This window comes from Myxococcus virescens (genome assembly GCF_900101905.1).
GTDB lineage: Bacteria > Myxococcota > Myxococcia > Myxococcales > Myxococcaceae > Myxococcus > Myxococcus virescens.
The window spans coordinates 301,059-326,160 of record NZ_FNAJ01000005.1 but is presented as its reverse complement, the minus strand read 5'-3'; the positions used below and the strand labels follow the sequence as shown (position 1 = coordinate 326,160).

Annotated in this window: 24 protein-coding genes and 1 riboswitch; of the genes, 15 read left to right on the top strand and 9 right to left on the bottom strand. The window is 69.4% G+C overall.

Going from position 1 to position 25,102, the window contains the following annotated elements; translation table 11 throughout:
• Positions 1-25: 25 nt before the first annotated feature.
• From BLU09_RS17430 to BLU09_RS17410, 5 genes are all read right to left on the bottom strand, one after another.
• Positions 26-1,201 (bottom strand): hypothetical protein, encoded by a 1,176-nt coding sequence (locus BLU09_RS17430; protein WP_090490666.1) that lies wholly within the window; start codon positions 1,199-1,201, stop codon positions 26-28.
• Between the two features lie 82 nt (positions 1,202-1,283).
• Positions 1,284-2,699 carry a sigma-54-dependent transcriptional regulator gene (locus tag BLU09_RS17425; RefSeq protein ID WP_090490665.1) on the bottom strand — a complete coding sequence of 472 codons (1,416 nt, stop codon included), beginning with the start codon at positions 2,697-2,699 and terminating at the stop codon, positions 1,284-1,286.
• A gap of 27 nt (positions 2,700-2,726) precedes the next feature.
• The gene (locus BLU09_RS17420) at positions 2,727-3,224 is read right to left on the bottom strand and encodes an OsmC family protein (RefSeq protein WP_090490664.1); all 498 of its coding nucleotides are present in this window, start codon (positions 3,222-3,224) and stop codon (positions 2,727-2,729) included.
• A 117-nt stretch (positions 3,225-3,341) separates the two neighbouring features.
• Positions 3,342-4,733, bottom strand: coding sequence for an SLC13 family permease (locus tag BLU09_RS17415; protein WP_090490884.1), 1,392 nt, complete (start codon positions 4,731-4,733; stop codon positions 3,342-3,344).
• Between the two features lie 67 nt (positions 4,734-4,800).
• On the bottom strand, positions 4,801-5,232 hold the full coding sequence (locus BLU09_RS17410; protein ID WP_011554239.1) for a CBS domain-containing protein: 432 nt from the start codon (positions 5,230-5,232) through the stop codon (positions 4,801-4,803).
• A gap of 210 nt (positions 5,233-5,442) precedes the next feature.
• A riboswitch (TPP riboswitch) is annotated at positions 5,443-5,550 on the top strand.
• A gap of 49 nt (positions 5,551-5,599) precedes the next feature.
• On the opposite strand from BLU09_RS17410, the gene thiC reads away from it, so the two are divergent.
• On the top strand, positions 5,600-7,474 hold the full coding sequence (thiC, locus tag BLU09_RS17405; RefSeq protein ID WP_090490663.1) for a phosphomethylpyrimidine synthase ThiC: 1,875 nt from the start codon (positions 5,600-5,602) through the stop codon (positions 7,472-7,474).
• Positions 7,475-7,614: 140 nt separating this feature from the next.
• On the top strand, positions 7,615-7,980 hold the full coding sequence (locus tag BLU09_RS17400) for a DUF4870 domain-containing protein (protein ID WP_228557904.1): 366 nt from the start codon (positions 7,615-7,617) through the stop codon (positions 7,978-7,980).
• Positions 7,981-8,062: 82 nt separating this feature from the next.
• Here BLU09_RS17400 and moaA read toward each other — a convergent pair whose 3' ends face one another.
• The 3 genes from moaA to thiO all read right to left on the bottom strand — a co-directional run bounded on the left by moaA (position 8,063) and on the right by thiO (position 11,725).
• A complete protein-coding gene (gene moaA, locus BLU09_RS17395) occupies positions 8,063-9,067 on the bottom strand; it encodes a GTP 3',8-cyclase MoaA (protein WP_090490661.1) in 1,005 nt (334 codons plus the stop codon).
• A gap of 56 nt (positions 9,068-9,123) precedes the next feature.
• Positions 9,124-10,359, bottom strand: a complete 1,236-nt coding sequence (locus tag BLU09_RS17390; RefSeq protein ID WP_090490660.1) for an HD-GYP domain-containing protein — start codon at positions 10,357-10,359, stop codon at positions 9,124-9,126.
• 247 nt (positions 10,360-10,606) lie between these two features.
• Complete coding sequence (thiO, locus tag BLU09_RS17385) at positions 10,607-11,725, bottom strand: glycine oxidase ThiO (RefSeq protein WP_090490659.1); 1,119 nt, start codon at positions 11,723-11,725, stop codon at positions 10,607-10,609.
• 301 nt (positions 11,726-12,026) lie between these two features.
• On the opposite strand from thiO, the gene hisG reads away from it, so the two are divergent.
• From hisG to BLU09_RS17335, 10 genes are all read left to right on the top strand, one after another.
• Complete coding sequence (hisG, locus tag BLU09_RS17380; protein ID WP_090490658.1) at positions 12,027-12,887, top strand: ATP phosphoribosyltransferase; 861 nt, start codon at positions 12,027-12,029, stop codon at positions 12,885-12,887.
• Entirely contained in the window at positions 12,884-14,197 is a 1,314-nt protein-coding gene (hisD, locus tag BLU09_RS17375; RefSeq protein ID WP_090490657.1) for a histidinol dehydrogenase, read from the top strand. Before hisG ends, hisD begins: the two co-directional genes overlap by 4 nt.
• Complete coding sequence (locus tag BLU09_RS17370; protein WP_090490656.1) at positions 14,194-15,231, top strand: pyridoxal phosphate-dependent aminotransferase; 1,038 nt, start codon at positions 14,194-14,196, stop codon at positions 15,229-15,231. The genes hisD and BLU09_RS17370 overlap by 4 nt, the downstream gene beginning before the upstream one ends.
• On the top strand, positions 15,228-15,821 hold the full coding sequence (hisH, locus tag BLU09_RS17365) for an imidazole glycerol phosphate synthase subunit HisH (protein WP_090490655.1): 594 nt from the start codon (positions 15,228-15,230) through the stop codon (positions 15,819-15,821). The genes BLU09_RS17370 and hisH overlap by 4 nt, the downstream gene beginning before the upstream one ends.
• Complete coding sequence (locus BLU09_RS17360) at positions 15,818-16,534, top strand: 1-(5-phosphoribosyl)-5-[(5-phosphoribosylamino)methylideneamino]imidazole-4-carboxamide isomerase (protein ID WP_090490654.1); 717 nt, start codon at positions 15,818-15,820, stop codon at positions 16,532-16,534. The genes hisH and BLU09_RS17360 overlap by 4 nt, the downstream gene beginning before the upstream one ends.
• On the top strand, positions 16,531-17,067 hold the full coding sequence (locus BLU09_RS17355) for an imidazoleglycerol-phosphate dehydratase (RefSeq protein ID WP_090490653.1): 537 nt from the start codon (positions 16,531-16,533) through the stop codon (positions 17,065-17,067). Before BLU09_RS17360 ends, BLU09_RS17355 begins: the two co-directional genes overlap by 4 nt.
• Positions 17,067-17,828, top strand: coding sequence for an imidazole glycerol phosphate synthase subunit HisF (gene hisF / locus BLU09_RS17350; RefSeq protein ID WP_090490652.1), 762 nt, complete (start codon positions 17,067-17,069; stop codon positions 17,826-17,828). Before BLU09_RS17355 ends, hisF begins: the two co-directional genes overlap by 1 nt.
• Positions 17,825-18,604 (top strand): histidinol-phosphatase, encoded by a 780-nt coding sequence (hisN, locus tag BLU09_RS17345; protein WP_090490651.1) that lies wholly within the window; start codon positions 17,825-17,827, stop codon positions 18,602-18,604. Before hisF ends, hisN begins: the two co-directional genes overlap by 4 nt.
• Positions 18,604-19,212: a bifunctional phosphoribosyl-AMP cyclohydrolase/phosphoribosyl-ATP diphosphatase HisIE gene (gene hisIE / locus BLU09_RS17340; RefSeq protein WP_090490650.1), complete on the top strand. Its 609-nt coding sequence runs from the start codon at positions 18,604-18,606 to the stop codon at positions 19,210-19,212. Before hisN ends, hisIE begins: the two co-directional genes overlap by 1 nt.
• Before the next feature lie 267 nt (positions 19,213-19,479).
• Positions 19,480-19,929, top strand: coding sequence for a hypothetical protein (locus BLU09_RS17335; protein ID WP_011554224.1), 450 nt, complete (start codon positions 19,480-19,482; stop codon positions 19,927-19,929).
• A gap of 18 nt (positions 19,930-19,947) precedes the next feature.
• Here BLU09_RS17335 and BLU09_RS17330 read toward each other — a convergent pair whose 3' ends face one another.
• On the bottom strand, positions 19,948-21,084 hold the full coding sequence (locus BLU09_RS17330; protein ID WP_244171800.1) for a hypothetical protein: 1,137 nt from the start codon (positions 21,082-21,084) through the stop codon (positions 19,948-19,950).
• A gap of 80 nt (positions 21,085-21,164) precedes the next feature.
• Between BLU09_RS17330 and lpdA the strand changes: the two genes are divergently transcribed.
• The 3 genes from lpdA (at position 21,165) to BLU09_RS17315 (ending at position 25,060) form a co-directional block, all read left to right on the top strand.
• A complete protein-coding gene (lpdA, locus tag BLU09_RS17325; protein ID WP_090490648.1) occupies positions 21,165-22,562 on the top strand; it encodes a dihydrolipoyl dehydrogenase in 1,398 nt (465 codons plus the stop codon).
• 257 nt (positions 22,563-22,819) lie between these two features.
• Positions 22,820-23,749, top strand: coding sequence for a lipoyl synthase (gene lipA, locus BLU09_RS17320; RefSeq protein WP_090490647.1), 930 nt, complete (start codon positions 22,820-22,822; stop codon positions 23,747-23,749).
• A 60-nt stretch (positions 23,750-23,809) separates the two neighbouring features.
• Positions 23,810-25,060 (top strand): dihydrolipoamide acetyltransferase family protein, encoded by a 1,251-nt coding sequence (locus BLU09_RS17315; protein WP_090490646.1) that lies wholly within the window; start codon positions 23,810-23,812, stop codon positions 25,058-25,060.
• The last annotated feature ends 42 nt before the right edge of the window (positions 25,061-25,102 follow it).

Below are 25,102 nucleotides of genomic sequence, written 5' to 3'. Positions count from 1 at the left end.
AGTATTACGACGGCCGTCGTAAGAGTCAACGACGCCCGTCGTAGATGTCCGATCCAGGGGCATTGCCCTTGCTAGGGGGAGCCAGGGCTTTGAGCTCGCGGAGCGGGTCGAGGGTGGTCAGCGAGGATGCCAGGATTTGGAGTGCGAAGGGGCCCCTGAGGGCGCTCGTGGGAATCAGCCGCGCCGCCAGGGGTCGCTCGTCCCCTGCACCCCGCATTGTATCGTCATCCGTCACCGTGAGCCCTTGCTCCCAGATGGGCGCCAGCAGCTGCGTGTGGCAGTGGCCCGCCGCGCTGGCTGTCTTGAGTTTCAGGTACGCCTGCTGGTGCGTGCCTTTCGCATAGGGTTCCAGGTAACGGCCTCGAAGGGCGGCTTCCACCAGGCCAATACAGCGGCCAATCGCCGGCTCACACGCGCGTGCCTTCTCGCCGACCTCCACGGGAGAAGCGATGCTCGAAAAGGCAGAGGCGGACCACAGCACGGCCTTGAAGCGCCTCTGTTGTTCGAGGCTCATGGGCCGCCAGTCAGGCGGGGGATTCTCCAAGGTGGCGTGGAGCCTGTGTTCGGCGGTGAGCAATGAGAGGGCGACCATGCCGCCCACCAGCGTGTCCGTGCGGTAAGCCAGCCACGCGAGCTGCCTCACGTCGCGCACGGCTTCCAGCGGCGTCCCCTGTTCAATCGCATGCCGGAGCCGCAACTTCGACCAGAGCACCAGGAGCGAGAACTCCGGAAAGGACGCGGACATCAGGTCGAAAGGCTTGCCCGGTGCGATGGACGCACGGGGAATGGCATTCCAGTGGTCGAACGCATGCATCTGGCGCATCCAGCCGAAGTCCAGGCTGGAGAGGTCCAGGTCCGACGTTATCCAGTCCTCCATGCGCTCGGCCTTCTGGAGCAACAGAAGGTGTGCCGGGAGCCGAAGGGGTGACTCTTCAAGACCGGGCGGGCCGGAAGCCACGCGGAGCCATTCGTTGAGCAGCGGGCCCGCATCGCCCGCGCCCCGCGGTTCGTGAAACCACGGCTCCGCGCCCACCAGCGCCTGTTGTTCGCAGAAGAACTCCACCTGCGCCGTGACGTCGGCTCGGAACTGCCCGATGGCGGGGCCATATTGGCGCTGAGACCAGACGTGGAAGGCCGCGAGGGCCAACATGGCGAGCAGCAGGATTCCGCTGACACCCCATACCAGGACCCGCAGCAGCACGTTACCCCGGTGAATCGAGGCTCGCCTCGAACGCCATCCCATCCAGGGCACGGTAGCAGTGCCCCAGCCCCCCATCAAACCGCTACGACTCGGCGGCCAGGTCCTCCGCCTCATCGGCCACGACCTTCAGCGGCGCGCCATCCGGCGTGCTGTACTCCTTGAGCCGGTACTGAATCTTCCGCACGCTGATGCCCAGCACCTCGGCGGCCCGGGACGTGGAGCCCTGCACCATCTCCAGCGTGCGCAGGATGGCCTCACGCTCAATGGCCGCCAGCGTGGCGCCCGGGATGAGCGCGCCCGTGGATGTCCCGTGCGGCCGGGGCCCACGCAGCACGGGCGGCAGGTCATCGGTGGTCAGCTCCTGTCCCTGCGCCAGCACCACCGCGCGCTCGATGGCGTTCTCCAACTCGCGGATGTTGCCCGGCCAGTCATGGGACAGCAGCGCCTGGAGCGTCCCGGGCGCAAGACCCCGCACCTGCTTGCCGTATGAATCGCTGTACTTCTCCAGGAAGTGGTTCACCAGCGCGGGGACGTCGCTCTTGCGGTCCCTCAGCGGCGGCAGCGTCACGCTCACCACGTTGAGCCGGTAGTAGAGGTCCTCGCGGAACCGCCCCGCCTTCACCTCGGCCACCAGGTCCCGGTGCGTGGCCGCGACGATGCGCACGTCCACCTTCAGCGTCTGGGTGCCACCCACGCGCTCGAACTCACGCTGCTGGAGGACGCGCAGCAGCTTCACCTGCACGGCGGGAGAGATTTCGCCAATCTCGTCCAGGAACAGCGTGCCTCCGTCCGCCAGCTCGAAGCGGCCTTCCTTCCGGGCCAGCGCTCCCGTGAATGAGCCCTTCTCGTGGCCGAACAGCTCGCTCTCCAGCAGGTTCTCGGACAGGGCAGCGCAGTGCACACGGATGAAGGGCTTGTCCTTGCGTGGCGACTCCTGGTGCAGGGCCTGGGCAATCAACTCCTTGCCCGTGCCCGATTCACCCAGGATGAGCACCGTGGCGCGCGTGCCCGCCGCCCTCCGAATGACGTCGTAGATGCCCTGGAGCTGGGGCGATTCGCCGATGATGTCGTGGAAGCGGCGGACGCGCGAGCGCACCTGGTCCCGCAGCGCCTCGGCCTCCTGGCGCAGGCTGCGCTTCTCCAGCACCTTGCCCAGGGTGACGAGCACCTGGTCCGCGTCCAACGGCTTGAGCAGGAAGTTGTCCGCGCCCGACTTCATGGCCTCCACGGCCGTCTCCACGCTGGCGAACGCCGTCATCATCACGAAGGTGGCGTCGCTGCCTTGCTCGCGGGCCGTCTTCAGCAGCGTGAGGCCGTCCATCTGCGGCATGCGCACGTCGGTGAGCACCACCGCGGGGGAGAACTCGCCGATGCGAGCCAGGGCCTCGGCGCCGTTGGCGGCCTCGGCCACTTCGTAGCCTTCCTCATTCAGGATGGTGGCAATCGCCCGGCGGGCATTGTCCTCATCGTCGACGACCAGGATGCGCTGTGGGGACATGGGGGAGGGGGAGCCTTTGCTGTCAGGTCAGGATACGGGGGCGGTCGCGGCGGGTACGCTTCGTCCACTGCTACGAGCGTGCCACGTCTCGACCACCGGTTCGATGCGCGGAGTGATGTTGACGACGGAGCTGGGGAAGCAGTGCGCGGGGAGCTCGGTGAAGATGAGGCGGACGGCCTCCGCGTCGGCCTCGGTGGCCACGGCCACGTGTGGGCGCACGATGAGGTCCGTGAGGTGTGGCGGCTGGTCCGCGCCACACACCACGCGGGCCACCGCGGAGCTTTGGTAGAAGAGCACGCGCACGTCCGCTTCCCGCGCCTGCTCCAGGAACGCCAGCAGGGTGCGTCCCTCCACCGCGCCCACGAGCAGGGCCTCCGGGGACCAGGGGCCCACGGCCACGGTGTCCTGCCCGGTCAGCGGCTGGCCAATGGGCACGGGCGGCGCACGGTCGCTCGTCAGCACGGCGCCGCGCTCTCCCTGCCAATAGAGGCGCGTTTCATACTCAGTGATGGTCACGTTCGTCACGAGCTCACCTCCGCCGAAGCCTGAGCAGGCAGTGCCCCTTCAACGCGCATGCCGCGCGACTGCTTCTTCCGGGACGTCACGTTCGTACCGTGGTGCCGAGCAGGCGGGGAGAGAAACTCATGGCAGCCCAAAGAGGCGCAGCACGGCAGGTCCCGAGACGCTCACCAGCAGACAACCGCCCAACATCAGGGGAACCCCCAACTTCATCAGCTCGGAGGAGGCCAGCCCCTCGCCCACCGTCATCGCGTTGGGCGGGGTGCTGATGACGAAGGGCATGCCCAGCGAGCATCCCAGGGCCACGAGGATCGGCGTCGAAGCGGCGGGATGCAACTGTGTGGCCAGGGGGATGAGGAGCGCCGCCGTCCCCGTGTTGCTCATCAGCGCGGACAGCACCGCCGCGACGGCCACCAAGACCCCCATCTGCACCGGCACCGGCCAGCCCGCGAGGTCCGCGCCGGCAAGTGCGCGAGCGATGAGCCCGGAGTGCTCCAGCAGCCGGCCCAGGGCGATGCCGCCGGCGATGAGCAGCAGCGTGGCCCAGTCCAACCGGCCCAGGTCCTCGCGCTTCAGCAGGCCGCTGCCGAAGAGCAGCGCGGTGGCGGCCAGCGCCACCACGGGCGCGGGCACACCGTGGAGCGGCTCCGCCAGCCAGGCCACCACGCACGCCGCGCTCACCCAGAGCACGCGGCGTCCCGAGCGCGCCAGGGACACGGGCGCTTCGGTGGGCAGCGTCAGCCTGCCGCCCACGCGGAAGCGCAGCAGCACCAGGCCGAAGCCCGCCAGCAGCAGGAGCAGCGTGAGCGGCAGGGCGAAGGACATCCACTTCGCGAAGGTGACTTGCGCATGCTCGGACGCGGCGGATACGGCGAGCGCATTGGGACCGCTGCCCACGGGCGTGGCGATGCCGCCGACGTTGGCGCCCAGGGCCACGCCCAGCAGCAGCGCGGGCCGCAGCGGCGCGCCCGCGGGCATGGCGTGGAGCAAGGGACGCAGCGCGGCCAGCATCATCGCCGCCGCGGCCACGTTGGACATCCACATGGAGAGGAAGGCGACGCCCGCCATCACCAGCAACACCAGCCGCCGCGGCCGTCCACCCGACAGCCGCATCACGTGCCGCGCCACCGAGGCATCCAGGCCGTGCCGCATGGCGGCCACTTCCAGCGTGAAGCCACCCAGGAACAGGATGAGCACCGGGTCCGCGCACCACGCGAGCACCGACGGCAGCTGATAGGCGCGGTCCAGCGGCCCCAGGAGGACGGGCGTGGCGCCCAACAGCAACAGCGTGGGCACGAACGAGGGCACCACCTCCGTCAGCCAGAGCACCAGACAGGCGCCGCCGATGAGCACCGTGTGCGTGGCCACCGGTCCCTCGACGCCGAGGAACGCCACCAGCGCGACCCCCGTGAGCCCGGCCAGCGCGAACGCATGCCGGGGCGCGGAGACGCCGGGTGGAGTCGCGGAGAGGGGGGCCTCGGGGGAGGCCGCTCCGGCCAGGGGAGTGGGGGACATGGGGCGGGGGAGCACGCGCCAGGCGGAGAGGGGACACGGGCCCGCCCCTCACGCGCTGGCGGCGGGGTCAGGCATTGAACTCGGCGGCGAGCTCCCGGCGGTCCTGCTCGCCGATGAGGTGCTGGGCGTAGCGGACCAGGTCCGCCTCGGTGAGGATGCCCTGGAGGACGCCGCCCTCATCCACCACGGGCAGGCAGCCGTACTTGTGCTCGAGCATCAGCGTCACCGCCCGGCGCAGCGGCGTGTCCGGGCGCACCGTCTGCACGTCGCGCGTCATGATGTCCGCGGCCCAGAGCGGCTGCGCGGCCGGATCCGTGGCGTGGGTGGCGGCGGCGCGCAGCAGGTCGCGGTGGGTGATGAGGCCCACCAGCTTCTCTTGCCGCACCACCGGCAGGTGACGGATGCGGTGCAGCCGGAGCAGCTCATCCGCCTTGGCCAGGTTCTGCGTTTCCTTGAGCGTGACGACGTCACGGGTCATCAGCTCTCCGACAATCTGCATGGCGGTACTCCTGGCAGTTGGAAGACGACGATTGTCCCTTCATCGTTGCATCTCCGGGGCCAACAGGTCTGCCCCAGGGAACGGTGTTTCCCTGCCTTGGGGCGCGCAAGGTTTGCGCGGAGGCCCGTCGCTCCGCAGACATTGCGCGGTCGACAAGCGCTTGCGCCCGCGGCCGGGTTGAAGCCGGCCGCGCTGTGCGCTACATGCTCGCCCTGTCGCTAGGGGTGTCCCGGAAGGGACTGAGACGGCCGTGGTCCCGGCCAACCCTTGGAACCTGAACCGGTTCGTACCGGCGGAGGGAAGCGGCCCGGGAGGCTTGCTGCCCCCCGACCGTCTGCCCGTCCGCCCTCTCAAGAGGAGATGCGTGATGAGCGGAGCGTCCAGAAGCCTGAAGGTCGACGGGAAGGTGCTGGAGGGAATCAGCCGGGGCCCGCTGCCAGCCTCGCGCAAGGTGTACGTGCCCGGCGTGCTGCACCCGGACCTGCGCGTGCCCCTGCGCGAAATCAGCCAGACGCCCACGCGCCTCGGCCACGGCCCGGACGCGAAGGAGACGGCCAACCCGCCCGTGCACGTCTACGACTCCAGTGGGCCGTATACGGATCCGGCCGCGGAGCTCGACCTGCGGCAGGGGCTGCCCGCGCTGCGCGAGTCCTGGATCCTGGGCCGCAATGACACCGAAGCGCTGTCCGGCGTGAGCTCCGAATACGGCCGCGCCCGTGAAGCGGACCCGCGTCTGGCGGGCCTGCGCTTCGCCCACCGCCGCTCGCCGCGCGTGGCGAAGTCCGGCGCCAACGTCACGCAGCTGCACTACGCGCGCAAGGGCATCATCACCCCGGAGATGGAGTACGTGGCGCTGCGGGAGAACCTCCAGGTGGAGGCGTCGCTCGCGGCCCAGCACCCGGGCCAGTCGTGGGGCGCGGCGATTCCGCGGGTGATTACGCCCGAGTTCGTGCGCGACGAAATCGCACGGGGCCGCGCCATCATCCCGGCCAACATCAACCACCCGGAGCTGGAGCCGATGATCATCGGTCGCAACTTCCTGGTGAAGATCAACGCCAACATCGGCAACTCGGCCGTCACGTCTTCCATCGAGGAAGAGGTGGAGAAGATGGTGTGGTCCATCCGCTGGGGCGCGGACACGGTGATGGACCTGTCCACCGGCCGCAACATCCACGAGACGCGCGAGTGGATCCTCCGCAACGCGCCGGTGCCCATCGGCACCGTGCCCATCTACCAGGCGCTGGAGAAGGTGGGCGGCAAGGCGGAGGACCTCACCTGGGAGCTGTACCGCGACACGCTCATCGAGCAGTGCGAGCAGGGCGTGGATTACTTCACCATCCACGCGGGCGTGCTGCTGCGCTACGTGCCGTGGACGGCGAAGCGCCTGACCGGCATCGTCAGCCGTGGCGGCTCCATCATGGCCAAGTGGTGCCTTGCCCACCACCGGGAGAACTTCCTCTACACGCACTTCGAGGAAATCTGCGAAATCATGAAGGCGTACGACGTCAGCTTCAGCCTGGGAGACGGGCTGCGGCCGGGCTCCATCGCGGATGCCAACGACGCGGCGCAGTTCGGTGAGCTGGAGACGCTGGGCGAGCTGACCCAGATTGCCTGGAAGCACGACGTGCAGGTGATGATTGAAGGCCCGGGCCACGTGCCCATGCACCTCATCCAGGAGAACATGACGAAGCAGCTGGCCGTGTGCGGCGAGGCGCCGTTCTACACGCTGGGGCCCCTCACCACGGACATCGCGCCGGGCTACGACCACTTCACCAGCGGCATCGGCGCGGCGATGATCGGCTGGTTCGGCACGGCGATGCTCTGCTACGTGACGCCCAAGGAGCACCTGGGCCTGCCGGACCGGGACGACGTGAAGGAAGGCGTCATCACGTACAAGATTGCCGCCCACGCCGCGGACCTGGCCAAGGGGCATCCAGGGGCTCAAGCCCGGGACAACGCGCTGTCCAAGGCCCGCTTCGAGTTCCGCTGGGAGGACCAGTTCAACCTGTCGCTGGACCCCGAGCGCGCCCGCGCCTTCCACGACGAGACGCTCCCGGCGGAAGGCGCGAAGGTGGCGCACTTCTGCTCCATGTGCGGTCCGCAGTTCTGCTCCATGAAGATCACGCAAGAGGTGCGTGACTTCGCGGCGAAGCAGGGCGTGAGCGACGACGCCGCGCTTCAGTCCGCGCTCGATGAGAAGAGCGAGGAATTCAAGAAGGCGGGGAGCCAGTTGTACCGCTAGGCGGGTGCCCCTTCAGTTCACCTGTCCTGGACGTGACAATCGGAGCGGGTGCGTGTCATGGTGGACCCCGCTGGGTGCGGTGCACGCGCCCGAGACATCTTTGGAGGGGATTTTCAATGGAGACTCCGCCGCAGGAGCAAATGGGTTCGTTCATCAGTGGCACGCCGATGCCGACCCAGGATGAGAAGACGATGGGGCTGCTCGCTCACATGGGCACCATCCTGGCCAACTTCGTGGGCCTGGGCTTCGCCGTGCCGCTGGTGCTGATGCTGACGAAGGGCAAGGAGTCCTCCTTCGTCCGCGCCCACGCCGTGGAGTCGCTGAACTTCCAGATCACGATGTTCATCGCGGCCTTCGTCAGCGCCATCACCGTGTGCATCGGCATTGGCGCCGTCCTGCTGCCCATCGTCGGCATCGTCGCCATCGTCTTCGCCATCATCGCGGGCCTGAAGGCGAACGAGGGCCAGCTCTACAAGTACCCGGTCAACATTCGACTGGTGAAGTAGCGCGCCACGCGGGGCCGGCGGAAACGGTCCAGGAACACTCGGGCGGGCCAGGCGCGAAGGCGCGGGCCCGCCCGTCGTGTTTTCAACCGCCAATGCCCATCATGGACAGCAACGTGGCGCCGTTGCCGGGCTCGGTGAAGCGGTGCCCTTCTGGCTTGTCGCCCAGCGCCCGGCGGATGGCCACGGCCAGCTCCACGTCGCTGGCGCCGCCGCGGATGAGCTGGTGCAGCGGCGCCTGCGCCCGGCCGCCGAGGCAGCTGCGCAAGTCGCCATTGGACGCCACGCGCACGCGGTTGCAGGTGCCGCAGAAGTTCTGGGTGAGCGGGGAGATGAAGCCCACGCGGCCTCCGGGCGCACGCCAGTAGCGCGCCGGTCCGGCGGCGTCGCCCGTGTCATCAGGCTCGGGTTCCAGCGGCAGCCCTGACGCCTGGAGCCGCTCTACCAGCTCCGCGGTGGGCACCGGCGTGCCCTGACCGAAGGGCATCAGCTCGATGAAGCGGGGCGTGAAGCCGCGCGCGTGCGCATAGGCGACGAGGGCGGAGGCTTCCTCGTCGTTCACGCCCCGCATGACGACGACGTTGAGCTTGAGAGACGCGTAGCCGGCGCCCGCCGCCGCGTCCACGCCTCGCAGCACCGCGTCGAAGTCCCCCTGCTTGGAGATGCGGCGGAACGTCTCCGCCAAGAGGGTGTCCAGGCTCAGGTTGAGCTGGGTGACGCCCGCCTCGCGCAGGGGGCGGGCGAGCCGCTCCAGGTGGCTGGCATTGCTGGTGATGGCCAGGTGCTGGATGCCGGGGACCGCGGCGATTCGCCGGGCGATGTCGAGGATGTCCGGGCGGATCAACGGCTCGCCGCCGGTGAGCCGCACGCGGCGGATCCCCATGCGGGCGAAGACGGAGGTGATTCGCTCCAGCTCCTCGGGGCCCAGCAGGTCCCGCTTGCCACCCCACGAAGCGGGCGAGCAGTAGCTGCACCGGAAGTTGCACCGGTCGGTGATGCTCAGCCTCAGGTACGTCATCCGCCGCCCCTGCGCGTCCAGCAGGGGCGGCGCCAGCGCGGAAGGCGGGGGCTGGAGGGCAGGTGTCGTCACGGCGGACCTGTCCTCATAACAGCCGCCCCCCGTGCGGTCATCTCTTCCAGCCAGGCTCACCCCTTGTTGCCAGCCGCCGAACGAACGACGGCGGACTTGGGCTCGTCCTCGTCGCTGGCGGAGTGGCCCGGCACTGCGGCGTCCACGTCGTCGTCCAGATCCGTGAGCCGGGCCAGCTCCGCCTCGGCGTCATGGGCGTCCTGCTCGGCCTGCGGGAGCTGGAGTTTCTTCGTCGCCATCTCCTGCTTGATGCGGATCAGCCCCTCCTCGCCAATGTCGAGGAACGCCCGCACGACCTCCGGATCGAACTGCGTGTTGGCGCAGCGTTTGATCTCCTGGATGGCGTTGGTGAACGTCGTGCCCTTGCGGTAGGGCCGGTCGCTCGTCATCGCGTCCAGCGTGTCCGCCACGGCGAAGATGCGCGCGCCAATGTGGATTTCGTGCCGCTGGAGGTTGCGCGGATAGCCGGCGCCGTCCCAGCGCTCCTGGTGCGAAAGGACGATGGAGGCGGGCGTGTCCAGGAATGGAATGGCCTGGATCATCTGGAAGCCGATGTCCGGGTGCTTGCGCATCTCCAGCCACTCGTCCGGGGTGAGCTTGCCCGGCTTGAGCAGCACCGCGTCCGGCACGCCAATCTTCCCGATGTCGTGCAGCAGCGCGCCGCGTCCGATCTCCTCCAGCTCCTTGCCCTGGATGCCCATGCGCTGCGCGATGGCGGACGTGTAGCTGACCACGCGCTGGGAGTGGTCGCTCGTCTCGTGCTCGCGCGCGTCCAGGGCGGCCACCAGGGCCAGCAGCGTGTTCTGGTACGTGTTGGCGATGTCGCGCAGGGCGCTGCGCAGCTCGGCCGTCCTGTCCCGGACCTTGCGCTCCAGCTTCTTCTGGTAGCGCTTGCGGGCCATCTCGATGCGGCGCTTGGCCAGCGCCCGCTCGATGGCCCGGATGAGGTCCGTGAGCTTGGGTGGCTTGAGCAGGTAGTCCACCGCGCCGCGGCGCAGGCAGTCCACGGCCGACTCGGTGTCACCGTAGCCCGTGAGCATGATGACGGAGGTGTCGGGGAGCCGCTCGCGGAGGTTCTCCAGGAGCCAGAGGCCGTCCTTGCCCGGCATCTTCATGTCACTGATGACGAGCGGCGTCTCCTCCTCGCCCGCCAGGTCCAGGGCCATCTCGGCCCCGTTGGCGACGACACAGTTGTAGCCTTCCTCACGTAGCAGGACAGAGATGACGTCTCGTACGGAGTCGTCATCATCGACGATGAGGATTCGGGGTGGGGCAGGGGGGATGGCTTCCACAGCGAGCGATTCTAGAGGTTTCCGGGATTCATTGGCCAACGAGTACGGGAATTTACCATCGGATCAGGGTTCACGGCTGATCGAATGAGGGGCCTGGCGAGGGGACGACCCCTGGCGGTGGGTGGGACAGGCAGGCGCCGCGTCATGTCCGCCCCTCTGAATCCGGCGGCGGGACCGCCCGCCCGCTCGCACCCCCTGCGCCCGAGGAGGCAGGGGGACGGCTCCCCACCCTTGACGTCGGGTTGCGTCAGGTATGGGGCTGGGTGAGCGAGCGGTCGTACCGGAAGGGGGTCAGGTCCACGGCGGGCCGCTCACCCAGCACGGCCTGCGCGACGAGCTTCGCGGTGATGGGGGCCAGGAGGATGCCGTTGCGGAAGTGGCCGGTGGCCAGGAAGAGCCCGGGCACGGGGCCTTCACCCAGGTAGGGCCGCTTGTCCTCGGTCCACGGCCGGAAGCCCGCCCACGTCTCCGTGACGGGCGCCGAGCCCAACTCCGGGCACAGCTCCAGGGCCATGTCGAGGATGCGCGCCAGCCCCGCCGCGGTCACCTGCTTGTCGAAGCCCACCAGCTCCATGGTGCTGCCAGCGATGACCCGGCCGTCCGCGCGCGGGACCAGGTAGCCCTTCTCGGACGTGACGATGCGGTCCAGCAGGGGCAGGCGTGTCTGGAATTGAACCATCTGCCCGCGCGCGGGCCGCACCGCCCGGGCCTCCACGCCGGCGCCGTGGACCAGGGCGGACCAGGAGCCCGCGGCCAGCACCACCGCGTCGGCGCGCAGCAGCTCGCCGTCCAGGTCCACGCCCACCGCGCGGCCACCCTCCTGCACCACGCCGCGCACGTAGCCGCTGCGGAACTCCGCGCCCAGCCGGGCGGCGGCCATCGTCAGGGCGCGCACCAGGAGCCGGTTGTCCAGTTGGTGGTCGTCCGGGAAGTGCGCGGCGCCCACGGCCTTCGCGGACAGGCGTGGCTCCAGGGCGCGGGCCGCGGCGCCGTCGAGCAAATCGGCCCGGAGGCCCATGCCACGCTGCCACGCCACCGTGGCGTCCAGGTGGTGGAGGCTGGCCTCGCTGAAGGCGACCTTGAGGATGCCGCAGGGCCGGTAGGCCACGTCCACGCCGGACAGCTCGCGCAGCTCGGCAGCGAAGGCGGGATAGAGGCCGCGGCTGCGCAGGCACAAATCCAGGAAGGCGCCCGGACCGTCGGACTCCATCTGGGGCGCGAGCATTCCCGCCGCCGCGCTGGAGGCCTCCGCGCCTGGAATGGAGCGCTCCAGCACGACGACGCGCACTCCGGCCTGCCGCAGCCGCAGCGCGATGCCGCAGCCCATGATGCCCCCACCCACGATGATGACGTCCGCGACTTGCATGGGCGCTTCCTGCTCGCCCGCGCGGGTGTTTGCAAGCGTTGCGCGGGCGCTCCCGGGGCCCGGTTGACGGCGGGGCGCTTTGTCGTTACTCATGCTGCGATGCTCTTCGCGTCCCTTCACCATCACCATGCGCATCATCGGCTCGGCCCCGACGGGACCGTTCGCCATGCGCATGCCTGGGTGAGACGTTAGACGCACCACCCACCTCGGCACCTGCCGCAGCGACCGAAGGCCCGTCCCCCCAGGACGGGCCTTTTTTCGTTTCCGCGTCGTTGTCTCCTCGCAGTCTCGAAGGTCCCTCATGCTGCTGAAGATTGCTCTGCCCAACAAAGGCCGCCTCTCGGACGAAGTACGGGAGTTGTTCAATGACGCGGGGCTGGAGGTGCGGGCCCGGGGCGAGCGCGCGCTCACCGCGTCATTGGGCGGAGAGTTCGAGGCCATCTTCGTCCGCGCCCAGGACATCCCGGAGTTCGTGGCGGACGGCGCCGCGCATGCGGGGGTCACCGGTTGGGACCTGGTGTGTGAGTCCGGACGTGAGCTGGACCTGCTGATGGACCTGGAGTTCGGCAGGTGTCGCCTGGTGGTGGCGGCGCGGGAGGAGGGCGGCTTCGCCTCGCCGGAGGACGTGAAGGAGGGCATGCGGGTCGCGTCCTGCTTCCCTCGGCTGACGCAGGAGTTCTTCGCCAGGCGCGGGCAGCGGGTGGCGGTGGTTCCGGTGTCGGGCGCGGCGGAGATTGCGCCCCACCTGGGCATCGCGGACATCGTCGTGGACCTGACGTCCACCGGCTCCACGCTGAAGATGAATGGCCTGCGCGAGGTGGGCACGGTGCTGGAGTCCAGTGCGCGGCTGGTGGCGTGCAAGGGCAATCCGGTGGACACCCAGCAGAAGCTCGCCGAGCTGAAGCAGGCGCTGGGCTCGGTGTTGGCGGCGCGCGACAAGCGCTACCTGATGGCCAACGTGCCGAAGGATTCGCTCATCCGGGTGCGCGAAGTCCTCCCGGGCCTCAATGGTCCCACCGTGGTGGACGTGCTGGACGGCGGTGACTTCGTGGCCGTGCACGCGGTGGTGCCGGCGAAGACCATCTACCGCACAATCAACGCGCTGAAGGCATTGGGCTGCGAGGGCATCCTCGTCACCCGCATTGAAAGGTTGATGGCGTGACGGCCTTCCTTGCTTCGTCGACCCTGAGGTACCGCGGTCCCCTGTCCGCGCTTGCTCGGGAGGACTTCCGGCGTCTGCTGGACCGCGCGACTGGATCCGATGCCCGCGTCGCGCTGCGCGTGCGGGAGCTCATCGCCCGCGTGCGAGCGGAAGGAGATCAGGCGCTCTTCGAACTCGCGCGGCAGTTCGACCGCGTGGAGCTGACGGCGCTGGAGGTTCCGCGAGAGGCCTGCGCCGCGGCGCTCGCCGGGTTGGAGCCAGCGGTCAGGGACGCGCTGGCCCGGGCGGCTCGGAACATCGCCCTGGCGCACGCGCCGCAAAGGCCGCGGCTGGTGGAGGTCGAAACCGAGCCGGGCGTGCTCGTGGGGCGGCGGCCGGATCCGCTGGGCCGCGTGGGGGTGTATGCCCCAGGAGGCCGCGCGGTGTACCCCAGCAGCGTCCTGATGGGCGTGGTGCCCGCGAAGGTGGCGGGCGTGGGCGAGGTCATCGTGTGCTCGCCGCCGGGGCCCGATGGACTGCCACACCCCAACGTGCTGGCGGCGGCATCCCTGGCGGGCGCGGACCGCGTCTTCTCGCTGGGCGGCGCGGGCGCGGTGGCGGCCATGGCCTATGGCACGGAGAGCGTGCCGCGCGTGGACCGCATCGTGGGGCCGGGCAATGCCTATGTGGCCGAGGCCAAGCTGCAGGTGGTGGGCGCGGTGGCGATTGAAGCACCCGCGGGCCCCAGTGAAATCCTGGTCGTGGCCGACGGCACGGCGAACCCTGCCGCGGTGGCGCGGGAGATGCTGGCTCAGGCGGAGCATGATCCGGAGGCGGCTTGCGTCACGCTGGCGCTGGGTGACGCGCTGGCAGACGCCATCGCCGCGGAGGTGGAGCGGCAGGCCGAGCGCGCGAAGCGGTGGGAGATCGTCACGTCGGCCCTGGGCTCTCGCGGCGCGGTGCTGACGGTGGCGTCCCTGGAGGAGGCCTGGCCCTTCGTGGCGGACTTCGCTCCGGAGCATCTGCTCATCGCAACCGCGTCGCCGCGGGAGGACCTGGGACGGGTGCGCAACGCGGGCACCGTCTTTCTGGGGGAGCGCTCGTCGGTGGCCTACGGCGACTACATGACCGGCTCCAACCACGTGCTGCCCACGGCGGGGCTGGCGCGGGCGTACTCGGGACTCAACCTGCTCGACTTCTACCGGTGGACCACCTACCAGCGCGTCGCGCCCACGGCGGCGGCGTCTCTGGCGGAGGACGTGGGGCGGCTGGCCGACAGTGAAGGTCTCTTCGCGCACGCGGACGCCGCGCGCGCCTGGGGGCGGCCATGATTCCCAGGCGGGCTTCGTACCGGGACATTCCACTGTACGCGCCTTCGAATCGCCCGTGCCGGGTGGACCTGAGTGACAACACCAACCTCTTTGGCGTTCCGCCCGCCGTGGAGCGGGTTCTTGCCACCACCGTGTCCCGCGTACCGCGTTATCCACGGGGGTATGCCCCGGACCTGCGCCGGGCGCTGGCTGCGTCCATTGGCGCGGCGCCCGACGAGATAACGACGGGCTGCGGCTCGGATGACGTCATCGACTCGGCGCTGCGCGCCTTCTTGGAGCCCGGGGACACGCTGGCCTATCAGGACCCGACCTTCGTCATGGTGCCGCTGTTCGCCAAGGTGAACGGACTCGAGGGCGTGCCGGTACCGTTGAAGCCGGACTTCGACGTGGATGCGGACGCACTGCTCGGCACGGGGGCGAAGGTCATCTACCTGTGCTCGCCCAACAACCCCACAGGCACCGCGCTGTCGCGGGCGGCGGTGGAGCGCGTCGCCGAGGACGCACCCGGCATCGTCATCATCGATGAGGCCTATGCGGACTTCGCGCCGGGGAAGGACTTCCTCGACCTGGCGCGACGGCGGGCGAATGTCCTGGTGACGCGCACCTTCTCCAAGGCCTTCGGGCTGGCGGGGCTGAGAGTCGGGTGGGGCGTCGGATCACCCGAACTGGTGGCGGAGGTCGAGAAGGCTCGCGGACCCTACAAGCTCACCAGTGTCGCGGAGGCCGTGGCAGTCTCGGTGCTGAATGGTGACGCGCACTGGGTGCGAGCCCGTGCGGAGGAAGCCGTCGCCTGTCGCGAGCGGCTGCGCGGCGAGTTGGTGTCGTTGGGTCTGACGCCTCTGCCATCGGAAGCCAACTTCCTGATGGTGCCGCTTCCGGGCGCGCTGGCGGTCGCGGAGCGGATGCGAGAGCGGGACGTGAATGTGCGGGCGTTCCAGGCGCTGACGGGCGTGGGTGACGCGCTCCGAATCGGTGTGGGGCCCTGGCCCTTGATGGAGACGGCGCTGGCGGCGCTGCGGGAGGCGTTGCGATGAGAGTCACCTTGTTCGACTACGGCGCGGGCAACCTCCACTCGCTGGCCAAGGCGCTGGCCACGGTGCCGGGCGCTGAGGTGCGCGCCCAGGAGGACCCTTTGCGTGCGCTGGATACCGACGTGCTGGTGCTGCCGGGGGTGGGCGCATTCGGTGCGGCGGTGGCGCGGCTCGAGCCGGGGCGTGAAGCCATGCGCGCGGCACTGGAGCAGGGCCTGCCGTGCCTGGGCATCTGCCTGGGCATGCAGTTGCTCTTCGACGGCAGTGACGAAGGCGAGGGCGCCGGCCTGGGCTACTTCGCGGGCCGGGTGACGCGGCTGGCGGCGAAGCGAGTACCCGAGATTGGCTGGAACCAGGTCGAGGACGAACGCACGCTGGCGGGGGCGCGGCTGGACACCGTGTACTACGCGCACAGCTTCGTCTGCCGCGCCGCGGATGCTTCGGTGGTGACGGGGTGGACGACGCACGAGGCGGACCGCTTCCCGGCGGCGGTGCGCAGGGGACGGGTGGTGGGTGTGCAGTTCCACCCGGAGAAGTCCTCCACGGCGGGCGTGCGCTTCGTGCAGGCCTTCCTGCGGGAGGTGGCGCCGTGATTGCGATTCCAGCCATCGACCTGCGCGAGGGCGCGTGTGTCCAACTCGTGGGCGGCTCGTACGCGGCGGAGAAGGTCCGGGTGGAGGACCCGCTGGAGGCATTGACGCAGTGGCGCCGTCACGGCTTCCGTGCGTTCCATGTCGTGGACCTGGACGCGGCGCTGGGCAAGGGCTCCAACGCGGACGCCATCTTCCAGCTGACGGCCCACGAGCGAGGGCTCACCTTCTCCGTGGGCGGCGGCGTGCGCGATTCCGACCGGGTGGAGACCGTCCTGTCGGGCGGCGCCGAGTTCGTGGTGGTGGGCACTCGCGCCATCGAAGACGCCGGCTGGCTGGCGGACATCGCGAACCGCTTCCCCGGCCGCGTGGTGGTGGCCGCGGACGTGAAGGGGCGCGAGGTGGTGACGCGAGGCTGGACGGCGGGAAGCCATCGCGACATCCGGGAGGTGCTGGCGGCCTTCGAGCCCTTGCCGCTGGGGGGCCTGCTCGTGACGGCGGTCCACAAGGAGGGGCAGCTGTCGGGAGTGGACCTGCCGTTGATGCGGGAGGTGGCGAGCACCAGCCGGCACCGCCTGTACGCGTCGGGTGGCGTGACGACGATGGAGGACCTGCGGGCCCTCGCGGCGGCGGGCGCATACGGGGCCGTCATTGGCATGGCGCTGTACACCGGAAGGCTGGATGCGAGCGCAGTCGCTCGGGAGTTCGCGGGATGACCACTGTCATTCGGGAGACGAAGGAGACGCAGGTCCGGGTGGAGCTGTCGCCGGGCAAGGGCGTCACGAACGTGGACACGGGGTTGAAGTTCTTCGACCACATGCTGGCCACCTTCGCGCGCTACGCAGGGCTGGACCTCTCGCTGCATGCGCGGGGGGACCTCACGCACCATGTGATGGAGGACGTGGCCATCACGCTGGGGACGGCGGTGCAGCAGGTGATTCCCGCCACGGCCGCGCGCTTCGCCGAGCGCACCATCCCCATGGACGACGCGCTGGTGCAGGCCTGCCTGGATGCAGGGGGGCGCTTTTATTACCAGGGCCCGTTGAAGAACCGGCTCTACGAGCACTGGATGCGCTCGTTCAGCGAGCACGCCCGGGTGACGCTGCACCTGCGGGTGCTGCGCGGAAAGGACAGCCACCACGCGACGGAGGCGTCCTTCAAGGCGCTGGGGCTGGCGCTGCGGGATGCCATGGTGGACTCCGGCTCGGTGTTCAGCATGAAGGGCTCCGTGTCCTTGGAGGTGAAGTGATGCTCACGCGGCGGCTCGTCGTCTGTCTGGACGTGAAGGGCGGACGCGTGGTGAAGGGCGCCCAGTTCGAGGGACTTCGCGACGTGGGAGACCCGGTGGAACTGGCCCGGCGCTACGAAGCGGAGGGAGCGGATGAGCTGACGTTCCTCGACATCTCCGCCAGCGCCGAGGAGCGGGACACCTTGTGGGAGCTGGTGCGGCGCACCGCCGAGCAGCTCTTCATTCCCCTGGCTGTCGGCGGCGGGGTGCGCACGGTCGATGACGTGGGCCGGGCGCTTCGAGCGGGCGCGGACAAGGTGAGCATCAACTCCGCGGCGGTGACCAATCCGGCGCTGCTCACCTCATGTGCGGAGCGCTTCGGCGCGCAGTGCGTGGTGGCCAGCATCGACGCGAAGCGAGAGGGCGATCGCTGGCGCGTCTACACCCATGGCGGCAGGAAGCCCACGGACCTGGACGCGGTGGCCTGGGCGCGTGAGTGTGTGGCGCGCGGGGCAGGGGAAGTGCTCCTCACCAGCATCGACCGGGATGGCGCGCGGACGGGCTATGACCTGGCGTTGACGCGGGCCGTGTCGGAGGCGGTCGATGTGCCCGTCATCGCCTCGGGCGGCGCGGGCAGCGCGGCGCACGTCCGGGATGCGTTCCAGGAGGGAGGCGCTGATGCGGCCTTGGTCGCGGGCATCCTTCACGACGGCCTCACCACCGTGGGCGCCATCAAGGCGCTGCTCCGCGAGGGCGGCCTTCACATTCGGAGCCTGGCATGACGGACTCGGGAAATCTGATGCAGGCCGCCGCCGAGGTGGCGCGGATAGCGGGAGACGCGGCGCTGGGGTTCTTCCGCGGTGGCATCGCGGTGGACACGAAGTCGGACGGCTCTCCGGTGACGGTGGCGGATCGCACGGCGGAGTCCCGTGCGCGCGAGTGGCTGGAAACGCGCTTCCCTCACGACGGCATCCTGGGCGAGGAGTTCGGCGAGACGCGTCCGGGCGCGAAGCGCCGGTGGATTCTGGATCCCATCGACGGGACGAAGACGTTCATCCGCGGTGTCCCCCTGTGGGGCACGTTGGTGGCGCTGGCGGAGGGTGAGCGCATCCTCGTGGGGGCCGCGTACTTCCCCGCGGTGAGTGAGTTGCTGGTGGCGGCGCCGGGGAGGGGCTGCTTCTGGAACGACCAACGCGCGGCCGTGTCCACGCAGGCGGAGCTGTCCCAGGCCGTGGTGCTGTCCACGGATGAGCGCTTCCCGGTGTACCCGGAGCGCGGGGCCGCCTGGCGCGCGCTCGCGCGGGATGCGGCCGTGGACCGTACCTGGGGGGATTGCTACGGCTACCTGTTGGTCGCCACCGGGCGCGCGGAGGTCATGGTGGATGAGCTGCTGTCCCCCTGGGATGGAGCGGCCTTGCAGCCCATCATCGAGGAAGCCGGCGGTGTGTTCACCGACTGGACGGGGCGGCGGACCGCGTTCGGCGGAAATGGAATCGCCACCAACGCGGCCCTGGCGCGCGTGGTGCGGGAGCGGCTCGGCGCCGTGGAGACACGCTGATGCTCGACCTGGACGCGCTCGACTTCACGAAGGGCAACGGACTGGTGACGGTCGTCACGCAGGACGCGAGCACCGGTGACGTGTTGATGGTGGCGCATGCCGACCGGGAAGCCCTGGAGCGCACGCTGGCCACGGGGGAGATGCACTACCGGTCGCGCACGCGCGGCCTGTGGCACAAGGGCGCCACCAGTGGAAACGTCCAGCGCGTGGTGGCGCTCCGCGCCGACTGTGACGGTGACGCGGTGCTCGCGCGCGTGAAGAAGGCGGGCCCCGCGTGTCACCTGGGGACGGAGACCTGCTTCGGCCCGGGCCGTTGGGATGCACTGAGTGCGTTGGATGACACGCTCGCTCGCCGCGCCGCGCCGGTGGAGCGGCCCGATGATGCACCTCCGAGCTACACGCGCCGCCTGCTGGAGGACCGCAACCTGCGCTTGAAGAAGTTGGGCGAGGAGGCCGCGGAGTTGGTGACGGCGTGCGCGGACATGGACCCGTCACGCGCCGCGGAGGAAGCGGCGGACGTGCTCTACCACGTGCTCGTCGCGGTCCGGCCCCTGGGCCTCTCGCTCGACGACGTGAAGGCTGTCCTCGCCAGGCGCGCTTCGCGCTGATCCGCCGCGCATGTCCGCTGCACGACAGGATCCGGTGAATCCTGGAGATGACGCGGGCGTATACGTGTTTTCCCTGAGTGTCCGTGTCGGTCCGAGTGGATTTGTCCGTTTCCGCTGCAGGACAGAACCGCGGTGCCGGGCCAAATGAATGCCGGTTCAGGTGTCGTGCACTTCAACGAATGGAGTGTTCCTGCTACAGATCCGACCGCACGGCAGCGTGGCAAGCCGGGCGGGTGCCGGTCAGGCGCTCGCCTCACCGGAGGCATCGTGAACGGCCCTACCTACAAAGCGGAGATCATCGACCGAGTCATCTTCTCCCGCTGGGAGAATCCTCCGACCAAGGAGGACGTGACGCTGGTGCTGGCGCAGATGCAGGAAGCTGCGGCGCGGCTCAACACGAACCTCATCTACGTGGGTTCGGTGAGCTCGAAGTCGAAGGTGCCCGACGCGAACGAGCGCACCGTCCTCAACCAGTTCCTCATGGACGCCCGCCGCACCTGCGTGGAGCAGGCGTGGCTCATCTATGAAGGCACGGACCTGCAGCACAACCTTCAGCGCGTCATCATCTCCGGCGTGCTCATCCTCACGCGCACCTTCGACAACTTCCTGTCGGTCGCGAAGTCGGGTGACTCCATCGTCAAGGACGTGAGCGCGGTGCTGAAGAAGGACGCCGCGCCACTCTTCACACTGGCCAAGGAGCGCGGCCTCGTCGCCTGACGTCGGTCGGCGGCGCCTTCAGCGGGCGCCGTGGACCTCCAGCTCCTTCAGTTCGGTGTCCGCGTGCTCGGGGAAGACGCTCACGGCGTCCACGTCGCGCAGCGGCACCTGGAGCGGGCACTGCTCCCACTGACCCGTGCCGGTGAAACGGCACACGGTGGGGTTGACGAAGGCGAAGTCCTTCTCCGGGTCCTTCAAGCCCACGCCCTGCGGCGTCCGGACGATGGCGCGCACCGTTCCCGGGCCCGTGGCGCGGATCCTCACTGATACGAGCTGCTTCAGCGTGGGCGCGTAGCTCGCGCGCAGCGCGCCGTCCGCGTCCCATCGCTTGCTCTTGAGCGCCTTGCCGACTGGAACCCCGGTGTTCTCGTCCCGGTCGAACGCCTGGAAGCCGGGCTCGGTGCCTTCAATCCGGTCCGGCTTCATGGCGCTCGTCTCGGGAGGAATGGGCACCGCGGCCAGGGCGACCAGCGCGGGCGTGGGCGCCACGAGGTTCACAGCGGCGGCGCGCAGGAGCGCGTCATCCAGGAAGCCTGCCTGCGAGCAGCGGGGCGCCAGCTCCCCGACGAGCGCGAGCACCGGGGGCCGTACCGTGAGGTCTGACTGGGCCGCGGGTGCGAGCCCCAACTGGACGAGCGAGGCACAAGCCCCCTCCAGGCCTGGCCCCGCATGCTCCAGGTTCCATTTCGCGCTCGCGACGTCGGCATTGGGTCCCACCGCGGCACTCAGCAGGGCCTGCCCCACGGACCGGGCGCACGAATTGGCGGCCGGCGGGCAGTGCTCACACAGGCTGGCCAGCAGGCCTCGCAGCGGTGTGGCTTCTCCCTCGGATAAGGGCGACCGGGCGTCCAGGGCCACGCCCAGCGCGCAGGCGCGAACGGGCGGCTGACGGCATGCGTCGAGCTGCTGACGCGCTTCGTCCAGGACCTGGGTGTCCTGGGGCGTGCGGAGGGCGCTTTCGAGGGCCCGTTCCAGCGTGCGGCACTCGGGGGCGGAGGAGGGGACGGGGGCGCCGGCCGGGGCGTCACCCGCCTGGGCCATGCGCCCGGGGCGAGGACCGGGCGCTTTCTCCTGGTGCGTCACACACCACAGGCGCCCGAAGGCGATGAGTGCTACCAACATCAAGAGGAGGGTTCGGAGCGGGAAACGGCGCACGAGCAAACTCCTTGATTCCAACCGGGACCGGGGGTTATCAGCCCCACCGGGTTCCATCCGCAATAATTACGGAGGCGTGCGTGGCTGAGACGTTCGACGTGGTGATCATCGGTTCGGGCCCCGGCGGATACGTGGGCGCCATTCGCGCGGGTCAGCTGGGCCTGAAGACGGCCATCATCGAGAAGGACAAGCGGCTGGGCGGCACCTGCCTCCACCGCGGCTGCATCCCGACCAAGTCCCTGCTGTGGACCGCGGAGCTGTTCCACCACGTCCGCGAAGCGGCTGACTTCGGCGTTGATGTGAGCAGCCCGGCCATCAACTGGCCCAACGCGATGAAGCACAAGGACAAGATTGTCACCAAGGGTGCCAACGGCATCGACTTCTTGATGAAGAAGAACAAGGTGACGGTGGTGAAGGGCCACGGCCGCATCGCCGGCAAGGGCAAGGTGGAAGTCACCGCCGAGGACGGCTCCAAGAAGATCCTGGAGGCGAAGAACATCATCCTCGCCACGGGCTCGGTGCCCAAGTCCCTGCCCAACGTCCCCGTGGACCACAAGCGGGTGCTGAACAGCGACTCCATCCTGCAGATCGACCGCGTCCCCAAGAGCATCATCGTGCTGGGCGCCGGCGCGGTGGGCTGTGAGTTCGCCTCCGTGTTCAACCACGTGGGCAGCAAGACCTCCATCGTGGAGTACATGCCCGCGCTGCTCCCCATCGAGGACGCGGACATCTCCAAGGAGCTGGAGAAGATCTTCAAGCGCCGCGGCATCGACGTGCACACCGGCTCCGCGGTGGAGAAGGTGGAGCACACGGCGGACGGCGTGCGCGTCACCATGAAGGTGGGCAACGAGACCAAGACGCTGGAGGCGGAAATCCTCCTGTCGGCGGTGGGCCGCTCGCCCGTTACCGAGGACGTGGGTCTGGACAAGACGAACATCCAGGCCGAGCGCGGCTACATCAAGGTCGACTCGATGCTGCGCACCTCCGAGCCGAACGTCTACGCCGTGGGTGACATCATCCCCACGCCGATGCTGGCGCACATGGCCAGCGCGGAGTGCGTGGTGGCGGTGGAGCACATCGCCGGGAAGAACCCGCAGCCCATCAACTACGACCTGACGCCGTCTGCCACGTACTGCTACCCCGAGGTCGCCTCGGTGGGCCTGACGGAGAAGAAGGCCAAGGAGCGCGGCTACGACGTGAAGGTGGGCATCGCTCCGATGGGCGCCGTGACGAAGGCCGCCATCTCCAACGAGGCCACCGGCATGATCAAGATCGTGTCGGACCGGAAGTACGACGAGGTCCTCGGCGTGCACCTCATCGGGCCGCACGCGACGGAGCTGCTGGCCGAGGCGTGTGTCGCGCTGAAGTTGGAGATCACCACCGAGGAGCTGGCCAACACCATCCACGCGCACCCGACGCTCTCGGAAATCGTGCACGAGGGTGCCGAGGCCACGCTGGGCCACCCGCGCCACTTCTAGGCGGCGGCGCCTCGCTTGCAGTCCCAGGGGCCGTCCCGGTGTGCCGCGGACGGCCCCTCGTATTTCCGGCCCCCGCGGCCGCGCGAGGTGACGGTCCCCTGCCTGGCCGTCCTCACGGGTGCTCCGGGCCTGTCCCCAGGAACCGGGGGCATTAGTAGAGAGGCGACAACTGGCGGACGACTGGTGGATGCTGACGCCTCGCGTCAGTGGCTTCCGCTTGAACGTCCTCCGTCCAACCCATAGAAGGCCCGCGATCCATGGCGACTCCCGACCGGTTCCCTCTGCCCCAGGTGACTGAGACCACCCGCAAGCCGGAGTGGCTGAAGGTGCGGCTCCCGCACGGAGAAGGTTACGAGCGGGTCAAAGCCATCGTGAAGCGCACCAAGCTGGCCACGGTGTGCGAAGAGGCCCGCTGCCCGAACATCGCCGAGTGCTGGGGCGGAGGCACCGCCACGGTGATGCTGATGGGCGAGGTGTGCACGCGGGCGTGCCGCTTCTGCCACGTGAAGGTCGGCGCGCCTCCTCCGCTGGATCCGATGGAGCCCATCCATCTGGCCCAGGCGGTGAAGGAGATGGACCTGGAGTACATCGTCGTCACCTCCGTGAACCGGGATGACCGGCCGGACGGCGGCGCCAGCCACTTCGCTTCCGCCATCCGCGAGCTGCGCCGGGAGAGCCCGCGCACCATCGTCGAAGTGCTCATCCCGGACTTCAAGGGCGTGGAGAAGGACCTGACCACCGTGGCGGAGGCCAAGCCCCACGTGGTGGCGCACAACGTGGAGACGGTGGAGCGCCTCACGCCGACGGTCCGAGACCGCCGCGCGAAGTACCACCAGTCCCTGCGCGTGCTGGAGTACCTCAAGAACCGCCCCGAGGGCCTGTACACCAAGACGTCCGTCATGGTGGGCCTGGGGGAGACGGACGCGGAGCTGGAGCAGACGTTCAAGGACCTGCGCGACGTGGGCGTGGACGTGCTGACGCTGGGCCAGTACCTGCAGCCGTCGCAGTACCACCTGCGCGTGGAGCGCTTCGTGTCGCCCGCGCAGTTCGAGGCGTACAAGACGCTGGCCGAGTCCTATGGCTTCCTCTACGTGGCCTCCGGTCCGCTGGTGCGGTCCAGCTACCGGGCCGCTGAGTTCTTCATGAAGGGCCTGATGGAGCGCGAGCGGCTCGAGCGGCTCGGCTGAGCTTTGACGCTCCGATTCATGGCTTGACCCAACACCCCTGCTTCCCGGAAAGACGACCCCATGGCGATCTTCGAATTCAAGCTCCCCGACCTTGGTGAAGGCGTGATGGAGGGTGAGCTGGTGAAGTGGCACGTGAAGGCGGGGGATTCCGTCAAGGAAGACCAGGTGCTCGCCGAGGTGATGACGGACAAGGCCACCGTCACCGTTCCCGCTCCCAAGGCGGGCCGTGTCGTGAAGACGCACGGCAATGAAGGCGACATGGCGAAGGTGCACCAGCTCCTCGTCACCCTGGAGGTGGAGGGCGCTGCGCCGGCGCAGGCCGGTGGTCATGCCGAGGCCAGCGCGCCGGCGGCGGCGCCCGTGGCGGGTGGCCATGTCGGTGGGGCGCCTGCCTCAGCGTCCAAGGTGCTGGCCACGCCGGTGACGCGGCGGATGGCGCGCGAGCACGGGCTGGACCTGGCGTCGATTGCCGGCACGGGGCCGCAGGGCCGCGTGACGAAGGCGGACGTGGTGGCGGCGCTGGAGGGTGGCGAGAAGAACGTCGTCGCGGCTCCGGCCGAGCAGAAGGCGCGTCCCGCGGCTCCTGCCGTCAGCTCGGGCGCGGCGGACGAGCGCGTTCCGCTGCGGGGACTGCGCAAGAAGATCGCGGAGAAGATGGTGCGGTCGAAGTTCACGGCGCCGCACTTCGCCTTCGTCGAGGAAGTGGACGCCACGGAGCTGGTGGCCCTGCGCGCGCGGCTGAACGCGCAGCTGGCGGCGGCTGGTGAGAGCACCAAGCTCAACTACCTGCCGTTCATCATCAAGGCGACGGTGGCGGCGCTGAAGAAGTTCCCGCACCTGAACGCGAACTTCGACGAGGCGTCGCAGGAGCTGGTGGTCCGCGGCGAGTACAACATCGGCATGGCGGCGGCGACGCCGGACGGCCTCACCGTGGCGGTGGTGAAGAACGCGGACCGGCTGACGCTGGCCGACCTGGCGCGTGAGACGGCCCGCCTGGGCGCCGCCGCGCGCGACCGGAAGCTGAAGATGGAGGAGCTGACGGGTGGCACCTTCACCATCAGCTCGCTGGGGCAGAGCGGCGGCCTGTTCGCCACGCCCATCATCAACCACCCTGAAGTGGGCATCCTGGGCGTGCACCGCCTGAAGAAGCGCCCTGCGGTGGTGGGGGACCAGGTCGTCGTGCGCGACATGATGAACCTGTCGCTGTCGTGCGACCACCGCGTCATCGACGGCTCGGTGGCGGCGGATTTCACGTACGAGATCATCAAGTACCTGGAGAAGCCGGACCTGCTGTTCCTGGCCATGGCGTGAGGTGAGCGCCGTGGCGGGTCCACGTCCCTGAGGTGAGGGGCG